At 71.4% G+C, this 13,534-nt stretch carries 12 protein-coding genes; 8 read left to right on the top strand and 4 right to left on the bottom strand.

Annotated features, from left to right (window positions below):
- Positions 1-113: 113 nt before the first annotated feature.
- The 4 genes from AB0898_RS29770 to AB0898_RS29755 all read left to right on the top strand — a co-directional run bounded on the left by AB0898_RS29770 (position 114) and on the right by AB0898_RS29755 (position 4,116).
- On the top strand, positions 114-1,088 hold the full coding sequence (locus AB0898_RS29770) for a DUF4238 domain-containing protein (RefSeq protein WP_366806142.1): 975 nt from the start codon (positions 114-116) through the stop codon (positions 1,086-1,088).
- 219 nt (positions 1,089-1,307) lie between these two features.
- On the top strand, positions 1,308-1,475 hold the full coding sequence (locus tag AB0898_RS29765) for a hypothetical protein (RefSeq protein WP_366806141.1): 168 nt from the start codon (positions 1,308-1,310) through the stop codon (positions 1,473-1,475).
- Positions 1,476-1,963: 488 nt separating this feature from the next.
- A complete protein-coding gene (gene mobF, locus AB0898_RS29760; RefSeq protein ID WP_366806140.1) occupies positions 1,964-3,781 on the top strand; it encodes a MobF family relaxase in 1,818 nt (605 codons plus the stop codon).
- Positions 3,778-4,116, top strand: a complete 339-nt coding sequence (locus AB0898_RS29755; RefSeq protein WP_366806139.1) for a hypothetical protein — start codon at positions 3,778-3,780, stop codon at positions 4,114-4,116. Before mobF ends, AB0898_RS29755 begins: the two co-directional genes overlap by 4 nt.
- Positions 4,117-4,690: 574 nt before the next feature.
- Here AB0898_RS29755 and AB0898_RS29750 read toward each other — a convergent pair.
- A complete protein-coding gene (locus AB0898_RS29750) occupies positions 4,691-5,137 on the bottom strand; it encodes a hypothetical protein (protein WP_366806138.1) in 447 nt (148 codons plus the stop codon).
- A 503-nt stretch (positions 5,138-5,640) separates the two neighbouring features.
- Between AB0898_RS29750 and AB0898_RS29745 the strand changes: the two genes are divergently transcribed.
- Both AB0898_RS29745 and AB0898_RS29740 read left to right on the top strand, forming a co-directional pair.
- Positions 5,641-6,852 carry a hypothetical protein gene (locus AB0898_RS29745; protein ID WP_366806137.1) on the top strand — a complete coding sequence of 404 codons (1,212 nt, stop codon included), beginning with the start codon at positions 5,641-5,643 and terminating at the stop codon, positions 6,850-6,852.
- Between the two features lie 135 nt (positions 6,853-6,987).
- Entirely contained in the window at positions 6,988-7,455 is a 468-nt protein-coding gene (locus AB0898_RS29740; RefSeq protein WP_366806136.1) for a hypothetical protein, read from the top strand.
- 82 nt (positions 7,456-7,537) lie between these two features.
- Here the strand turns inward: AB0898_RS29740 and AB0898_RS29735 are convergent, their stop codons facing one another.
- Complete coding sequence (locus AB0898_RS29735; RefSeq protein WP_366806135.1) at positions 7,538-8,227, bottom strand: hypothetical protein; 690 nt, start codon at positions 8,225-8,227, stop codon at positions 7,538-7,540.
- A 298-nt stretch (positions 8,228-8,525) separates the two neighbouring features.
- On the opposite strand from AB0898_RS29735, the gene AB0898_RS29730 reads away from it, so the two are divergent.
- Together AB0898_RS29730 and AB0898_RS29725 are read left to right on the top strand one after the other, a co-directional pair.
- The gene (locus tag AB0898_RS29730) at positions 8,526-8,762 is read left to right on the top strand and encodes a hypothetical protein (RefSeq protein WP_366806134.1); all 237 of its coding nucleotides are present in this window, start codon (positions 8,526-8,528) and stop codon (positions 8,760-8,762) included.
- A gap of 424 nt (positions 8,763-9,186) precedes the next feature.
- Complete coding sequence (locus AB0898_RS29725; RefSeq protein WP_366806133.1) at positions 9,187-9,372, top strand: hypothetical protein; 186 nt, start codon at positions 9,187-9,189, stop codon at positions 9,370-9,372.
- Positions 9,373-9,442: 70 nt separating this feature from the next.
- Here AB0898_RS29725 and AB0898_RS29720 read toward each other — a convergent pair whose 3' ends face one another.
- Entirely contained in the window at positions 9,443-12,313 is a 2,871-nt protein-coding gene (locus AB0898_RS29720; RefSeq protein ID WP_366806132.1) for a Helicase associated domain protein, read from the bottom strand.
- Positions 12,314-12,350: 37 nt separating this feature from the next.
- Positions 12,351-12,977: a hypothetical protein gene (locus AB0898_RS29715; protein ID WP_366806131.1), complete on the bottom strand. Its 627-nt coding sequence runs from the start codon at positions 12,975-12,977 to the stop codon at positions 12,351-12,353.
- Between the last annotated feature and the right edge of the window lie 557 nt (positions 12,978-13,534).

Raw genomic sequence — 13,534 nt, 5'->3', positions numbered from 1 at the left:
AACTCGATTAAGGGCCGCCCGCCACCCACGCCAGGGCAGCCGAAGCCATTAACAGGCCCTGATCGTCGCGCTGTTTACTGGACCGAGTAGCAGTTCGAGGGAAGGACCAGTGCGTGGGCAAGGCGTCTCAGAAGAAGAAAGAAGCCGGCGGAACCCGTGACCACACGGTCCCTCAGATGTACCTACGCCACTTCACCGAACATCAGGCGCGCCGCCAGTACCTGCTGCAGATGCGGCGCATCAACAACCCGGACCGGGTGATTCCCGCAGCGCCGAGCAAGGTCGGTGCTGAAAAAGGTTTCTACTGGGGCACGACCCTCGACGGGATCCCCCACCACCTCTGCGAGGAGTTGTTCAGCCAGCTCGAAGGCCACGCCGACTCCGTCCTCAAGACGATCCTGGATGACAAGGAGTGGGCGCTCACGCTGAACTGGCCGCTCGCCCCCGAACAGCGTAGAGCCCTCGCCTGGTGGATGGCGGCTCAGGTCCTGCGTACGACCCGCCAGCGCAAGCGCCTCACCCACATCCTTCCCCCCACGGAGAAGAATCCCGAGCTGCCGGAGCACATTGTCAAGCTCGCCGCCAACAACCCGCACTTGCACTACATAGTCGACAACATCGCAGCCCTGGCCGCCACGCTGTACGACCGTCCATGGGGTTTGGGCTTCAGCGACATGTGCCTCCTTACGAGCGACGTCCCCGTAGTCGTCTGGAACCGCCCCGACGAGGACGATCAGATCCTGGCCGTCGCCCACAGCGACGTCATGCTCCCCCTGGACCCGCACCGACTCCTGTTCTTGCCGAGCCCTGCTCAGCAAAGAGCTGATTTCCGCAAGCGCGTCGACCACCTGCTCCACGTCGAGGGCGCGGTAGGCATGGCCCTCGTCGGGATTGCCTGGGACGTAGCCGAGCAGTTCGTCGTGCACCACCCGCAGCACGATCCCTGGAGGCATTGGAAGCCCGCCGGCCCGCGACAGCCGCGGCCTTGGGCGGGTGAAAGCCATCCGGCCCCGCAGTACGTCCTGGAATACCCCGTGTTCCCTTGGGATCAGAACATTGAACGCCGTTGGACCATTGAGCACCCATAACCAAGGGCTGCTGCCGGCGACTCACGACCGCTCAAGTGATCCGCTAGAGGCGCGGCCAGCGCGAGGCTGGCGCGCCCGGCCGCTGATCAGCTCTGGAACTAGCGGCTCGTCACGCTGCGGAAGGGAAGGCTTCGCTGGCTGGACCCTCTCAAAGCTCCTGCACAGCACCCCGGTCCGGCCGCCGAGACGTAAGGCTTCGTGAACCGTACGGTTCACACCATGAAGATACTGCTGCAGTACGGACCGGCGCATGGTCGAACTATCACTAGCGATCGGGTCCACTCCACGGACGATGAGGTATACGTCTGCGAGGGCCGCTACATCTATGTGCTCACCGACAAGGAGGACGATCGGGGGCGGCGGATTGCAACTGTCCGCCTCGACTGAGCCGTCTGAGTCTCCCACGGACTTCTGCACTTCCCACAGGGCGACGGGCGTTCCGTTCCTTCCCGAACGCTGGGAGGAGCGGAACGCCCCCTCTGTGCGAGGTGTGTGGCTGGTTGCCGCGCAGCATTCGCACGGTTTGAGTCGGAGGCCGTAGCGGTCGTTCATGAGGTCGTTCCCCCTCTGCGCGTTGGGCAGGTCGTCGGCGCAGGTGATGCAGTGGGGCAGGTTGTCGGTTCGCGTGGGGTATGGCACGTTCGAGCGGACGACGACGCTCAGGCGCAGAGTGAGCGGGCGACGGCACTGCGGGCAGAGGTCTCCGTGGAGCAGGTTCGCGGTCATGCGGCGGACTGTGCACAGACCGGCGGCTTACCGACCGGGCGGCCCGCCCGACGGACGTCACGGTAAAGATCTGGTGATGGCCTCCCGTCCGGCGGGAAGCACCCCGGATCGCTCTTTTGCGCAGGTCATGGGCGGTGTTCCATGGCCGGATGCTTAGCGCGAAGAAGGTCGGCCCGGGTGGGTGGCGGTACTACTTCCGCAGCGTGATGGTTGGCGACGGCCACCGCCCTGCGGGCAAGCCGCTGCGTGCCGCCCAGGACGAAGCCGGAGTTTCGCCCGGCACCTGGACGGGCCGGGGACTTGCCGCGGTCGGCCTGGCGGCCGGGGACGTGGTGAGCGAGCGGCAGGCCGAACTGCTCCTGGGGGAAGGCCGGCACCCCGACGCCGACCGGATCGAGCGCGAGCTCCTGGAGCAAGGCATGAGCTCGGCGCAAGCCCGGCGAGCGACGGTGCTGGGCAGGCCCATCGAGCACAACCATTCGCTCAAGACCGACGACGCCAAGGAACGCTCGCCGTGGCTGGCCCTGGATCTGGTCTTCCGGGCACCGTCGACGGCGCAGATCGCGTGGGCGCTCATGGATGACGAGCACCGCCTGGTGCTGGAGCTGTGCCAGGACATCGCCCGAGACAAGGCGCTGGCGTGGCTGGAGGGCTCGGTCGCGGAGATCCGCTGGGGGAGCGGCGGCAAGCACCGTAAGCCGGTGAAGGACGGGCTGATCGTCGCGGTGTTCCGGCACTACGAGTCGAGAGCCGGACAGCCCCTGCTCCATGACCACGGCCTGGTGTCGATCCGCGCCCGGAGGCCGGACGGGACGTGGGGGAACCTGTCGGCTGACTCGATGCTGGAGAACGTCGTCGCGGCCGGCACCCTCTACTCCCTGTACTTCATGGAGGAGGTGTCCGCCCGGCTGGGGTGGGGGTGGGAGCCGCGCGAGGTGACGCCCGGCAGAAGGCCGGTCATGGAAGTCGCGGGGATCGACCAGCGGCTCATCGGCTGGCAGTCCACCCGCCGTCAGCAGATCGCGGACGCGGCGTCCGTTCTGGTGGCCGACTACGAGGCAGAGCACGGACACCCGCCGGGGGAGCGGGCCGCGTACGCGCTGGACGGACAGGCCGCCGACCGGACACGCCCGGCGAAGCCCACGGTGGCCGGGTCGCTGACCGGGCTGCGCGACGGCTGGCGGGAGTCGGCGATCCGGGCGTTCGGCGTCGACGTCGTCTCCCGGCTCGCCGTGCGGGCGCGGGCGGCAGCCGCGGCGGTGTGGGCCCGGGTACGGCCGGTGGTCGACGTCGTCCTGGCGGCCGTCGACACCGTCGCCGTGGTGTACGTGATGCGCGGAGCATTCAAGCGCCGGCACCTGCTCGCCGAAGCCCGCCGCCACCTCGCCTACGTCCTGCGCGGCCGACCTCACGAGCCGGGCCTGGACGAACAGATCGTGCAGGCTGTCGTCGACGACTACACCCGTCCCGTCGGGCGCGGCCGGATGATGACCGCCGACCTGCGCGCCCTGTACCCCCACGACACCGAGGACCAGGCCGTGCTGCGCCCGCTGACCCGCAAGCGGTCCGCGCCCCCGTACGAGCGAGCCCGCCTCGCCGCCGGCGCCCTGGCCGCCCGGGTCCGCGCCGCGCGGCGAGCGGAGCGTCTGGGCTCGCGCCCCCACCCGTACGCCGTCGCGGTGCCCGCCTCGGGGTCGTCGCATCCGCGGCCGTTCCACACCGGCCGGAAAGCCGGTCTGCTCGTGGAGCCGGAGCCCGGCGTCGACGTCGACACGGTGGAGCAGACCCGCCAGACCCTCGAAGCCGCCGCCGCGCAGGTGGCCGCCACGATCCAGGACAGCCGACGGGCGCGCGAGGCCGCGCATGGCCTGCGTCCGCAGCCCGGCCCTGCGGCGATCCCGCCGCCACACACCCAGCAGCCCGGCATCCAGCACGCGCCGGGCCGGAGTTCAGGAGGAGTCGCGTGAGCACCCCGGAAGACCAGCCCAGCCCCGAAGAGGCCCTCGCCCGCGCCCGCGATGCCCGCGCGGAGATGGCCGCCGCGCTCGATGAGGACCAGGAGCCCGAGGCCGATGAGCCCGTGGAGTGGCAGCCGATCTGGAAGCGGCCCCGGACACCGAAGTCGAAGGCGGCCAAGAAGAGGGAGCTGCACAAGCAGCGCCGGCGGCTCCAGGACGCCGCCAAGCGCCGCCTCGCCGCCGGGAACTCGCGCAGGCCCCGCTCCCGGCAGAGCCGGATCGGCAACGCGGCCGCCCGCCGGGATGCCCGAGCCCTGTCCCGAGTGCGGCACTCCACCGTATGACTGTGGTGACGATGCCGGGCATCGTCCACCGAGTGGAGCCCACGATGTTCAGCATCCAGTGGCGATGCACGACATCGAGTGGCCTCCACTGAGTGGACTCCACTCCGGCGCGCCGGATGACGATGGACTCCACCGTGGTGCGCATCGCGATGGTGCGCCACCGCACCCCGGTGCTCTGCGCCCGGCGATGCCTGGCACTCTCGCGCGCGCCCGGTGTGCCGCATCCGATGCTCCGCACCGCACCGGTGCGCCCGCCGCCGGCCGACCCCTTGTCCGGGTGTGGCCGGGCGTGCGCGACCCCCTTGTCCGGCTCCGCTGCACCCCCTTGTCCAGTTCTGCTACCGCGACGTTTCCCCTTGACATCGCCGGTTTCGGCCTGCGATCAGGTCGCGGTCAAGGGGGTGTGTGATAGGGGAGCCCGCCCGGCCGTGGCGCGCGTCCCGTGCAGTGCGGCGACGCCGCACCGCACCGCCGGCGCCCGGCGGTGCGGTGGTGCGGTGGAACGCACCGCGATGGTGCGGTGGTGCGCCGGGGATGCGCGCCGGACCGCACCACCGCCGTCCTGGTGGTGCGGCTACGCGGTGGTGCGGTGCGCCGGGTGCGTCTCCATCGCCTGCTTCATCCCGGCGGCCTCCAGTTGGCGCAGGACGTCGGCGACGTCGCCGTGGTCGTCGGTGAGGATGTTCTCGGTGAAGCGGGTGATGGTGTCGGCGATGCCCCGCGAGCTGGCCAGGCACACGCCGTGGCAGGCGAGCTCCAGCAGCAGCCGCCCGAGCGCGGCAGCGAGGAAGGAGTGCGCGCACGGCTCCCCGTCGTGGTCGTCCTCGGCGGTGATGGGGATGAAGACGCGCGCGGCGACGTCCAGGAGCAGCCGGAACAGCTTCTCCGGGCCGATGTCGTCGGCGACCGCGCCAGCGGTGTCGATGTCCCTGGCGTGCCACGCCTGGATGTAGGCGAAGGCGGCGGCGACGTCGGCCGGCTCCATCGGGGCGAGCGCGGTGGTGACGGTGTTCTCGGGCATGGGTGGCTCCTCATCGTCGGGCCGCCCCGCTGGTCGCGGCGGCCTCAACAGGAGCCTCGGGCCGTGACCCTGTGGACAGAGTCCGGCCGCTGACGGGGGAGATCTCTCCCCCTCCGGTTTGATCACGATGCGGTCACGACGGAGGGGTTTTCCGAGGTCGGCGTCACACGGAGCCCGAATTTCCAACCCATACAAGGTGAATGGCGAGATAGGTCTCGCCCCACCTCCAGGAGCATCCTGTGCCCGCAGATGACCCCGAGCAGCGCCGTGACCAGACCGGAGAGGCCCCCTCCGTGGACCCCTCCATGCCCCCCTCCGCGCCCCGCCATCAGGGAGCGGGCGTTCCCGCAGGTCAGGCCCGGCGGACAAGGGGTCGACGCAGCGCCGACAACCCTCATGTAGATGTAGCAAGGCGTCCTGAGCACCGGAGGACTTCGACCGGACCTCGACGCCGGGAGCTGCTGCAAGCGCTGGGGATCTTCCAGAGGGCTACGCCCGACCAGTTGTGGAAGCTGACCCGTCCGGACAACAAGCACGACAAGCTCGTACGCGACAACCTCCTGGATCTGGAGGACCACCACCTGGTGAGGCCCGAACTCGTGAGGGACGACCAGCGGCAGGTGTGGGTGCTGACCAAGCGCGGACACGGCGAGGCGAAGCAGCTGCTGGAGCCGAAGGGCATACGGGTCTCGGCGCTGCGCGAGAAGAAGTACGACCCGGTGACCGGGAAGCTGCTCGGTGCCAGCTACGACGACCACGCCGCCGCGGTCACCTCGACCGCCGCCGAACTGCACGTCGCAGGCATCGGGCACCGGCTCGGCTTCCAGACGGAGATCGCGCACCGGCTCGGCAACGGCTACGTGCAGCGGGCGGACCTGGTGGTGCGGGCGCCGGAGGCCGGGGTGCCGGTGCTGCTGATGGAGATCGACCGCCGCAGCGAGGACGCGCACGACCTGGTCGTCAAGCTGCGCCGGTACTGGGAGTGGGGCCGGATGCTGCCGAAGGACGCGGACAAGCGCACCGTGGACCTGGTCCGCTCCCGGCCGGACGCGATCGAGCACGTCGACCACGACAAGCGGCTGTGGCGCAGGTTCTACCCGCCGACCGGCCGGGAGGGCATGGTGCCCCTCGCGTTCGTGTTCGCGGACACCACCGAGGCGAAGGTCGACAACGCGGTCGCCGCCCTGGAGGAGGCCGGCCGCCGCTACTGGGCGCCGCGCCGGTACGACTCCCTCTACGAGAAGGCCATCACCGCGCGGGACTACCGCCAGGCGGTGCCCGTCGTCGTCACCACCCTGGAGCAGCTCCAGGAGCACGGCGCCGGCGCGGCGGTGTGGCGGCGACTCGGACGCACCGGCGAGCAGACGCTGACGGACGCGCTCGACAACCCCGACGGCCACGCCCTCTACCGCGCCCAGGAGGCCCGCGCGGATGCGGAGGACCAGCAGCGCCGCGCCGCGCAGCGGGAGGCGCAGCGCCCGGTGTGCTCGCGGTGCGGGCGGAAGTTCAGTGACGAGCGCTGGGAGGAGATCACCGTGCACCGGACCGCCGTACGGGCCGGGGACAAGTCGGTGTGCGGGCCGTGCCGCGCCGACGACGTCGCCCGCCAGGAGGCCGACGCCGAAGCGGCCCGCCTCGAGGCCGCCGCACCGCCGGAGCCCGAGGACGACCCCGAGCCGGACCGAGGCCGCGGCTGGTTCCGCCGGCGGACCTGACCGCACGAGTCCCGCTGTGCGGTCGGCAGCCGCCAGGCCGCACAGCGGGACCGTCCCCGAAGTCACCGCACCAACGGGCGGGACGGACGGGCCCATCCGACGGTGATGGCCCACCGGAGGCCCTACACAGGCCGTATGAGACGCAGCCGAGAAGAGATCGCACCCCAGGACCTGCCGGGCGACCTGTGGCACGCCCTGGCCCAGCTCCACCACACCCATCCCGACCCCGTGGGCCGTGTCGGGCCGCTCGCCCGCCCGGCCGGGCTGCTGGCCTTCACCGCGGCCGCCGACACCATCCTCGCGGCCCGGGTGCAGCTGACCGGCGCGGAGACGATGCGCGAGGTGAACGAGACGCTCCGCGCGATGACCGGTGACCTGCCCCACGCCCACTTCACCGGACCCGGCGTCGCCCTGGAGCTCACCCTCAGCAGACGCCAGGAGCTCCCGGTCCACGCGGCACACATCGCCGGACTCACCCGCCTCTTCCGGCACGCCTCCGGCACCATCGGCGCCCGGAGCACCCCGGGCGGCGGCCGCTGCTTCCACTGCGACGGGACCGGACGCGCTCGCCCGCTGTGGGAGCCGACTGTCGGGCACGCTTGAGCGGCTCGCAGGAAGAAACGCCCGCGCCCCGCGCCGCCCTTCTGGACGGCGCGGGACGCGGGCGGGCGGAAGGAACTGAGGCTTACGCCGGTACGGGCGCCGACTCCGGGCGCAGCGCCGCAAGCGGGGAGCGTCGGCCTTTCTCCACCGCGCGCAGCTGCTCCCAGTCGACTTCTGGGTGGGCAGGGATGACCGCGTCGACGGATGCCGTGGTGTAGAGCGCGACGTCGACGGCCCCGGCCCGGCTGGTGCCGAAGCGGACCTCAATCGACTGCGGGGAGCGGACCCAGCAGAGCCGGACCATGTGGTCGAAGTCGGCACGGCGTACCCGGAGTCGGGCGGCGGCCTGTTCGGGTCCGAGCGGGGTGTCGGCGGCGACCAGGTCCGCCAGGTCCTCGCGGCGGCAGACCTCCGCGACCTGGTCGGGGTGATGCAGCGTCCCCTCGGGGTTCGCGCTCAGGTCGACCAGTAGGCCGCGGTCGACGAACCGGCGCACCACGAAGGCCGTCACGTTCGCCTTCTCGCCGATCACGTTCGGGGTGCCGAGCGCGGCGGCGATCCGGTCGGCCGCCGCGCCACCGCCGATCGGCGGGGAGGACATGGCGGCACGGATGGCGTCGGCGTCCAGCGCCTCCACGGCGGCCCGGGACCACTGGAAGGACGACGCGTCCGGGTCGGGGATGAGGCCGGTGTGCCGGGCCCACCGGAAGGCCGCTGCGGGCACCTTCAGGCGCTTGGCGGCCTGGCTCGCGTCGTACTCGGTTCGTCGCATGAGATCACCTCTCGATCGTTCGCCGGAAGCGGCGGACAGAACATGACAGAACACATGAAAACCTGTCAATACCCATTGGAAACAGGCAAGTTGGGCACGCACCGCTAGGACTGCGCCCGCGTACGCGAAGGAAAATCACCCGCCCGGGTGCCGCTCCAGGCAAAGCCGGAACACCGTGGCGGGGGCCGACCACAGGCCCGACCATGAGGCCGACCACGCCGGGCGAGACCTCCGACCACGACACCGGACGGGCGTGTCCGAAGTGACACGCAATTCGAACAAGCGATCTAATGCCGGAATGGACGTGACCGACTTCCCCGACGACCTGGTGCAGACGCAAGCTGCCTGGCACGCCACCTACCAAGCACTCGCCGCACCCCGCCCCCGCGACACCACCGCCCTGCGCCGCCGCCTGCTACTCCTGTCCGTACGGCTGTGGTGGCACCCGTACTGGGAGACCGTCCCCTCAGCGCCGGCGGCCCGCTCCGAGCTGCGCCACCTCGCCCGCGCCTATGGAGCCGTCCAGGCCGCGTGACCGGCCGTCCCGGTCGACCAGGAGCACGGGGTTGCGCCAGGGGTTGCGCCTGTCTGTTGCGCTGGGTGTTGCGCCAAGGGTTGCGGTAGGTGTTGCGCGGCCCGCAGGACCGTCCCCGTGTCCGTGCAGGTCACTGCACGGTTTTGCCGTGGTCGGCCTGCTGACATCCCCGTTGCGGCTGCTCTGCCCATGTCCCCTGGCTGGTGTGAAGGAGGAAGGGACGGGCGGGATGGGCGGCGCGGCCACGGCCGGGGATCGGGGCGCGCTCAGCCGGTTGCGCGTCGGCCGGGCCGCCGCGCCGGGCCGCCGTCAGCCCGGCGGCGGAGGCCGGGATGGAAGTCGCCGGCGCCTCGGTGCTGTCCTTCCGGTGCCGAGCCCCACCAAGGGGTGAGGCGGGAGAGTCCCGCCGGATGGAGGTACCGCTGTGATCGTCCGACTCCTGGGCGGCCCGCTCGCCGGTCGCGTACTCACGATCGCTGATGCCCCGTGGGCCGGAGGCTGGCTCACGGCCGGTGACGCCGACTGGGGCCTGTACGTCCCGGTGCACCGCGACCCGGCGACCGGCACCGTCCTGGCGGAGGCCCGGGTCACCACTCCGCGCCGCTCGTAGCGGCCCACCAGTGCCGTGACGCACGAGACCCCGGGCCCTGACAGCGGGCCCGGGGTCCGGATAGAGCCGGTCAGTAGTCGTCGCGCTCGGAGTTCGGTCCGTACCGCTCGATGAGGTCGCAGGTGCAGGTCCCGCCTTCGTAGTGCGTCTTGTCGCACTCCTCATGGTGGTCCCACGGCGGCCGCTCCGTCGGGGCCGCCGGCGGGGCGGGCGGCTCCGGGTCGGCCTCGGTGGCCGGGGGCGGTCCTGCCCAGTCCATGCCCAGTGCGGCGAGGGCGGCGAGCTGCTCCGCGGTGAGCTTGTCGCGCCTCGATTTGGTGTTCGAGAGCCATACCCCGAGTTTCACCGGCACCGGCTCTGCCTCGCCGTCGACCGTGATCTCCACGACCGTGCTGCGCGGGACGGGCCGCTGTCCCTCCTTCTCCACCCACTGCGCCAGGGCGGCCAGCCCTCGCTGGAACGCCGCCTCAGCCTTACTCCCGGCCTTCTTCGAACCCTTGGCAGCGTCGGCCAGCGCCGGAGGGAGCTCCGCCGGGGCGGCGGCCGCCACGGGGAGGGCCGCGCCCTGCACGCCCAGCGCGGTCAGCCGCTCGCGCTGCTCGGGCAGGAGCTGCGCCCAGGTGCCCGGCTCCTGCTGCCGCCACCTCCAGGTGCCGATGTCGTCGCCGTCGTAGACGACGCCCGGCGCGATGTGGGGCAGGACACCGTCGGCGTCGACCAGGTCGGCGAGCACCCGGTAGTGCCGCTGCCAGCTCAGCGGCCACGGGCAGTCCCAGTCCGGGTCGATCTCCGTCAACTGCTGTGCGCGGACGGCGGCCCGCTGCGGGTCCTTCCCGAGCCCGCCCTTCCGCCGGAGGTTGGCCATGTGCTGCCCGATGGGCACCATCGCCTCGCCCTCACCCCACACCGCGTCCTGACGCGGCGCGAGATGCCCGGTCGCCCGCCGGAACGAGCGGAGCGCGGCCAGCTTGGCCTCCCACGCCTCCTCTCCCGGCTCCCAGAGCATCCCGGCCTCCGGAGCGTCCAGCAGCGTCTTGCGCCGCTCCTCCAGCTCACCCGCCCGCAGCGCCTTCCTCTGCTGGTGCACCCACCGCCCGAGGGGGAAGTCCTTCGTGACGCCGACCTCGACCTCAACGTCATACGGGACGGCGTAGACGCCGGTGATCTCGTTCTCCGCCCGCCAGCGCAGCAGGGCCTGGTAGCCCTCCAGCCACACCAGCGACTCCGGCCGGTACACCCGGGTCCGCAGGAACGCGGCGATGGTCGCCGCGTCGCGCGGGCTGGAGAAGTGCAGCAGCGCCGACTCGGCAGCGGCGTCGGTGTCGTCGTGCTCCTGGTCCTCGCCGTCGCTCTCGCCGCCAGCCCCGACGATCCGCCCGTCCTCGTCACGCTGGACGTGGACCTTGCGCTTGCCGCTCGTGAGCGCGCGGGAAGCGAGCTGCTCGACCAGACGTTCGTCATGCGAGCGCAGGCCCTGGAGGACCGCTACGAGGGGGCGGAAGCTGGCGCTGGCGACCATGTCGGTGGGGTCCTCGTTCGGCTCCAGGAACACCGGCACGATGATCCTGGCGACCTTCGTGGAGCCGTCCTTGTTGAGGCGGAGCGCGCGGCCGATGTTCTGCACGATCTCCACCTGCGAGCCGCGGGTGTCCGCGAAGCAGACGGCCTCCACACCCCGCTCGCCCGTGATGTCGACGCCCTCACCGAGCACGCGAACCGAGGCGAGGAAGGCGCGGTGCACCCGGCGTCCGGCCGCGTCGATGCCGTTGGCGAACTGCCTGAGCACTTCCCGGCGTTCGGCCACCAGGTGGTCACCGCACAGCCACGCCGACCACACCCGGTCCGGCGGCACGTGGCGGCCGGCCTCCAGCTCGTAGAACTCCGCGTCGATCGAGGACTTCGGCAGCTTGTCGGCGGCGGCCAGGTCCTCATCGGAGGCGTCGTTGACGTACAGCTCGGCTGCCGTCTCCGGGAGCTTGTCCGCGAACGCCTGCGCCTCCTCCACCTTCTGGTGGAAGGTCATGACCGTACGCAGGTTGTATGCGGCGGCGTGCTCCAGGAGCGCGGTCTGCAGGAGCGCCAGGCGCCGGCCCCGCCGTGCCTCCTCCGACTCCCCGAGCACGGGGGAGGGGTCGCGGATCTCCAGGACGTCGATCTCGAACCCGGCGAGGATCTCCCGCTCGATCGCCTCCGAAAGCCCGAGCTCTGCGAGCCACGCGCCGTACGTGCCGTCCGGGTCGTCGGCCATGGTCGCGATCTCCGCCTCCTGGCCGTCCGCGCCCTTCTGCGGGCGGGCCGCGGCGAGGATGCGCGGGGTCGCGGTCAGGTAGAGCCGGAAGTCCGCCGGGATGCGGGCGTTGTCGTGGATCGCCGCCCACGGACGGCCAAGATCACCGGCGGTTCCATGGGCCTCATCCACGATGGCGAGGTGGAAGCCGTCCATGCGCTGGCCGTAGAGCCGCTCTCCGCCCGCCAGGGCGGCCTCCAGCGGCCCGCGAACCTTCCGCTGGCCCTCGGGTGCGTCGATGTCCTCGCGGTCCACGAGAGAGGCGTACGTGGCGAACACGACCACGGGCCCGTGCCCGGCCCACAGGGCGAGCTGGATCGGGTTCGTGGTGGTCCGCACCCCGAGCGAGTTGAGGACCGCGTCGTTCTCCAGCGAGCACACCGCGACCATCGGAGCCCGGTGGCCCACCAGCCGCCACGCCTGGGCGGTCTGCGCGAGCAGGTCCAGGGTCGGCACGGTCACGAGAATCCGGCCGTCCGCGAACGACTCCAGCGCACACGCAGCGGCCGTGATCGTCTTGCCCGAGCCGGTCGCTGACACGATCGTGCCCCGGGCACCCTGCGGGGGCACAGATGACCTTGCAGGGAATCCCACCCACCTGCGAAACGCGGAGCGCTGATCGACCTGGTGTTCCTTGAGCTGAATCGCTGACATTTCCTTGCCTCCCCGAGCGGTCAATTCCTGTGTCTTTTCAGAGGGCCGCGTGCGGAATGCAGGCCGCACCCAAGTCGTTCCAGATCGACGCATCCGCCTTGTGCCAGCCGCCCGGCTTTCCGTCCTTGAACGGCGGCTTGTCGCCCGGGTCGTAGTGCCCGGCATCGAGCGTGCAGACGATGACGTCCCCATCGCTGTTCCTCGTGCGGGCGGTGCACAGACCGCCGGCCTCGCCCAGCGCCTCCAGGACCTGGCGGCGCGCCATGGTGTGCGGGTGAGTGGCCGGGAGCACGGCCCCACGGACGTACCTCTCCAGCCGCACCAGGTCGGCCCGCTCACGCTGCCTCACGTCCGCGATGTGTACGGCCAGTTCAGCGGCACCGGCCGACCGGCCGCCCCGCCGGGACCACTCCCGGTCCGCGATGCCCACCAGGGCCTCGCTCACGGCCGTCACGCCGCTGTCCCAGCCGTCCTCAAACTCGGGGCCACGGGAGCGCGGCGCCATGCCGCCCAGCTCCACCACCTGGCACTGCGCCCCGGCGACCGCACCGGCCTCCAGCGCGGCCACCAGGTCGTCCGCCTCGCTCGCGGGTACGCCCTGCGCCTCCAGGAGCGCGAACACCTTCAACCGGGCGTTCACGCCCGCCGTCTGGTACTGCGTCACCCGGCGCACAGAATCGCTGCTCAGCGCGGGATCGGGTCCGGTAGATTCGTGGTGACCGGTCATCTGCGGTCGTTCCTCTCGGAATTCCGGGGAAGTTCCCGGGTGGTTGGGGGGTGTCCCGTGTTTCCGCCAACGGTACATTCTGCATCAACCTGATGCACGCGGTACACTGGAACCCACACGAACGAGCGACCCCCACCCCAGTAGCCAGCCCGGCCCGCGCCAGCGGGCCCCAGGACTGAAGGCTCAGCCGGAAGGACCGTCAGGCGGGGGAGCGCAGCGGACCCGCCGGGAGTGCCCCGCGCTCCCCCAACTCCCTTACTGGAGGCCCAACTAGCCGCACCTGACACCTCGACAGTCACGGCCGCGCGATGCGCGGCCAGCCGGGCGCGCAGCGGCCGGCCCCACTGCCTCCTGGAGCGCAGCGGAGGGAGGCGCCCACGCTCCGCGTGGGCGAAGGGAGCGCAGCGACCGCGCCCCTTGCATATCGCGCAGCGATATGGTACCCGCTCCGCGGAGATCGTAAGAGAGTAGGGTATGGAAAGAGTGTAAATGCG

Source organism: Streptomyces sp. NPDC005435, from assembly GCF_040703155.1.
Classification (GTDB): domain Bacteria; phylum Actinomycetota; class Actinomycetes; order Streptomycetales; family Streptomycetaceae; genus Streptomyces.
This window is presented reverse-complemented; position numbering and strand designations above follow the sequence as displayed.

Bases quoted from the DNA above. Each gene is read 5' to 3' on its own strand.
- AB0898_RS29765 (WP_366806141.1), top strand. From the start codon at position 1,308: ATGAAGATACTGCTGCAGTACGGACCGGCGCATGGTCGAACTATCACT.
- mobF (WP_366806140.1), top strand. From the start codon at position 1,964: ATGCTTAGCGCGAAGAAGGTCGGCCCGGGTGGGTGGCGGTACTACTTC.
- AB0898_RS29750 (WP_366806138.1), bottom strand. From the start codon at position 5,137: ATGCCCGAGAACACCGTCACCACCGCGCTCGCCCCGATGGAGCCGGCC.
- AB0898_RS29740 (WP_366806136.1), top strand. From the start codon at position 6,988: ATGAGACGCAGCCGAGAAGAGATCGCACCCCAGGACCTGCCGGGCGAC.
- AB0898_RS29735 (WP_366806135.1), bottom strand. From the start codon at position 8,227: ATGCGACGAACCGAGTACGACGCGAGCCAGGCCGCCAAGCGCCTGAAG.
- AB0898_RS29730 (WP_366806134.1), top strand. From the start codon at position 8,526: ATGGACGTGACCGACTTCCCCGACGACCTGGTGCAGACGCAAGCTGCC.
- AB0898_RS29720 (WP_366806132.1), bottom strand. From the start codon at position 12,313: ATGTCAGCGATTCAGCTCAAGGAACACCAGGTCGATCAGCGCTCCGCG.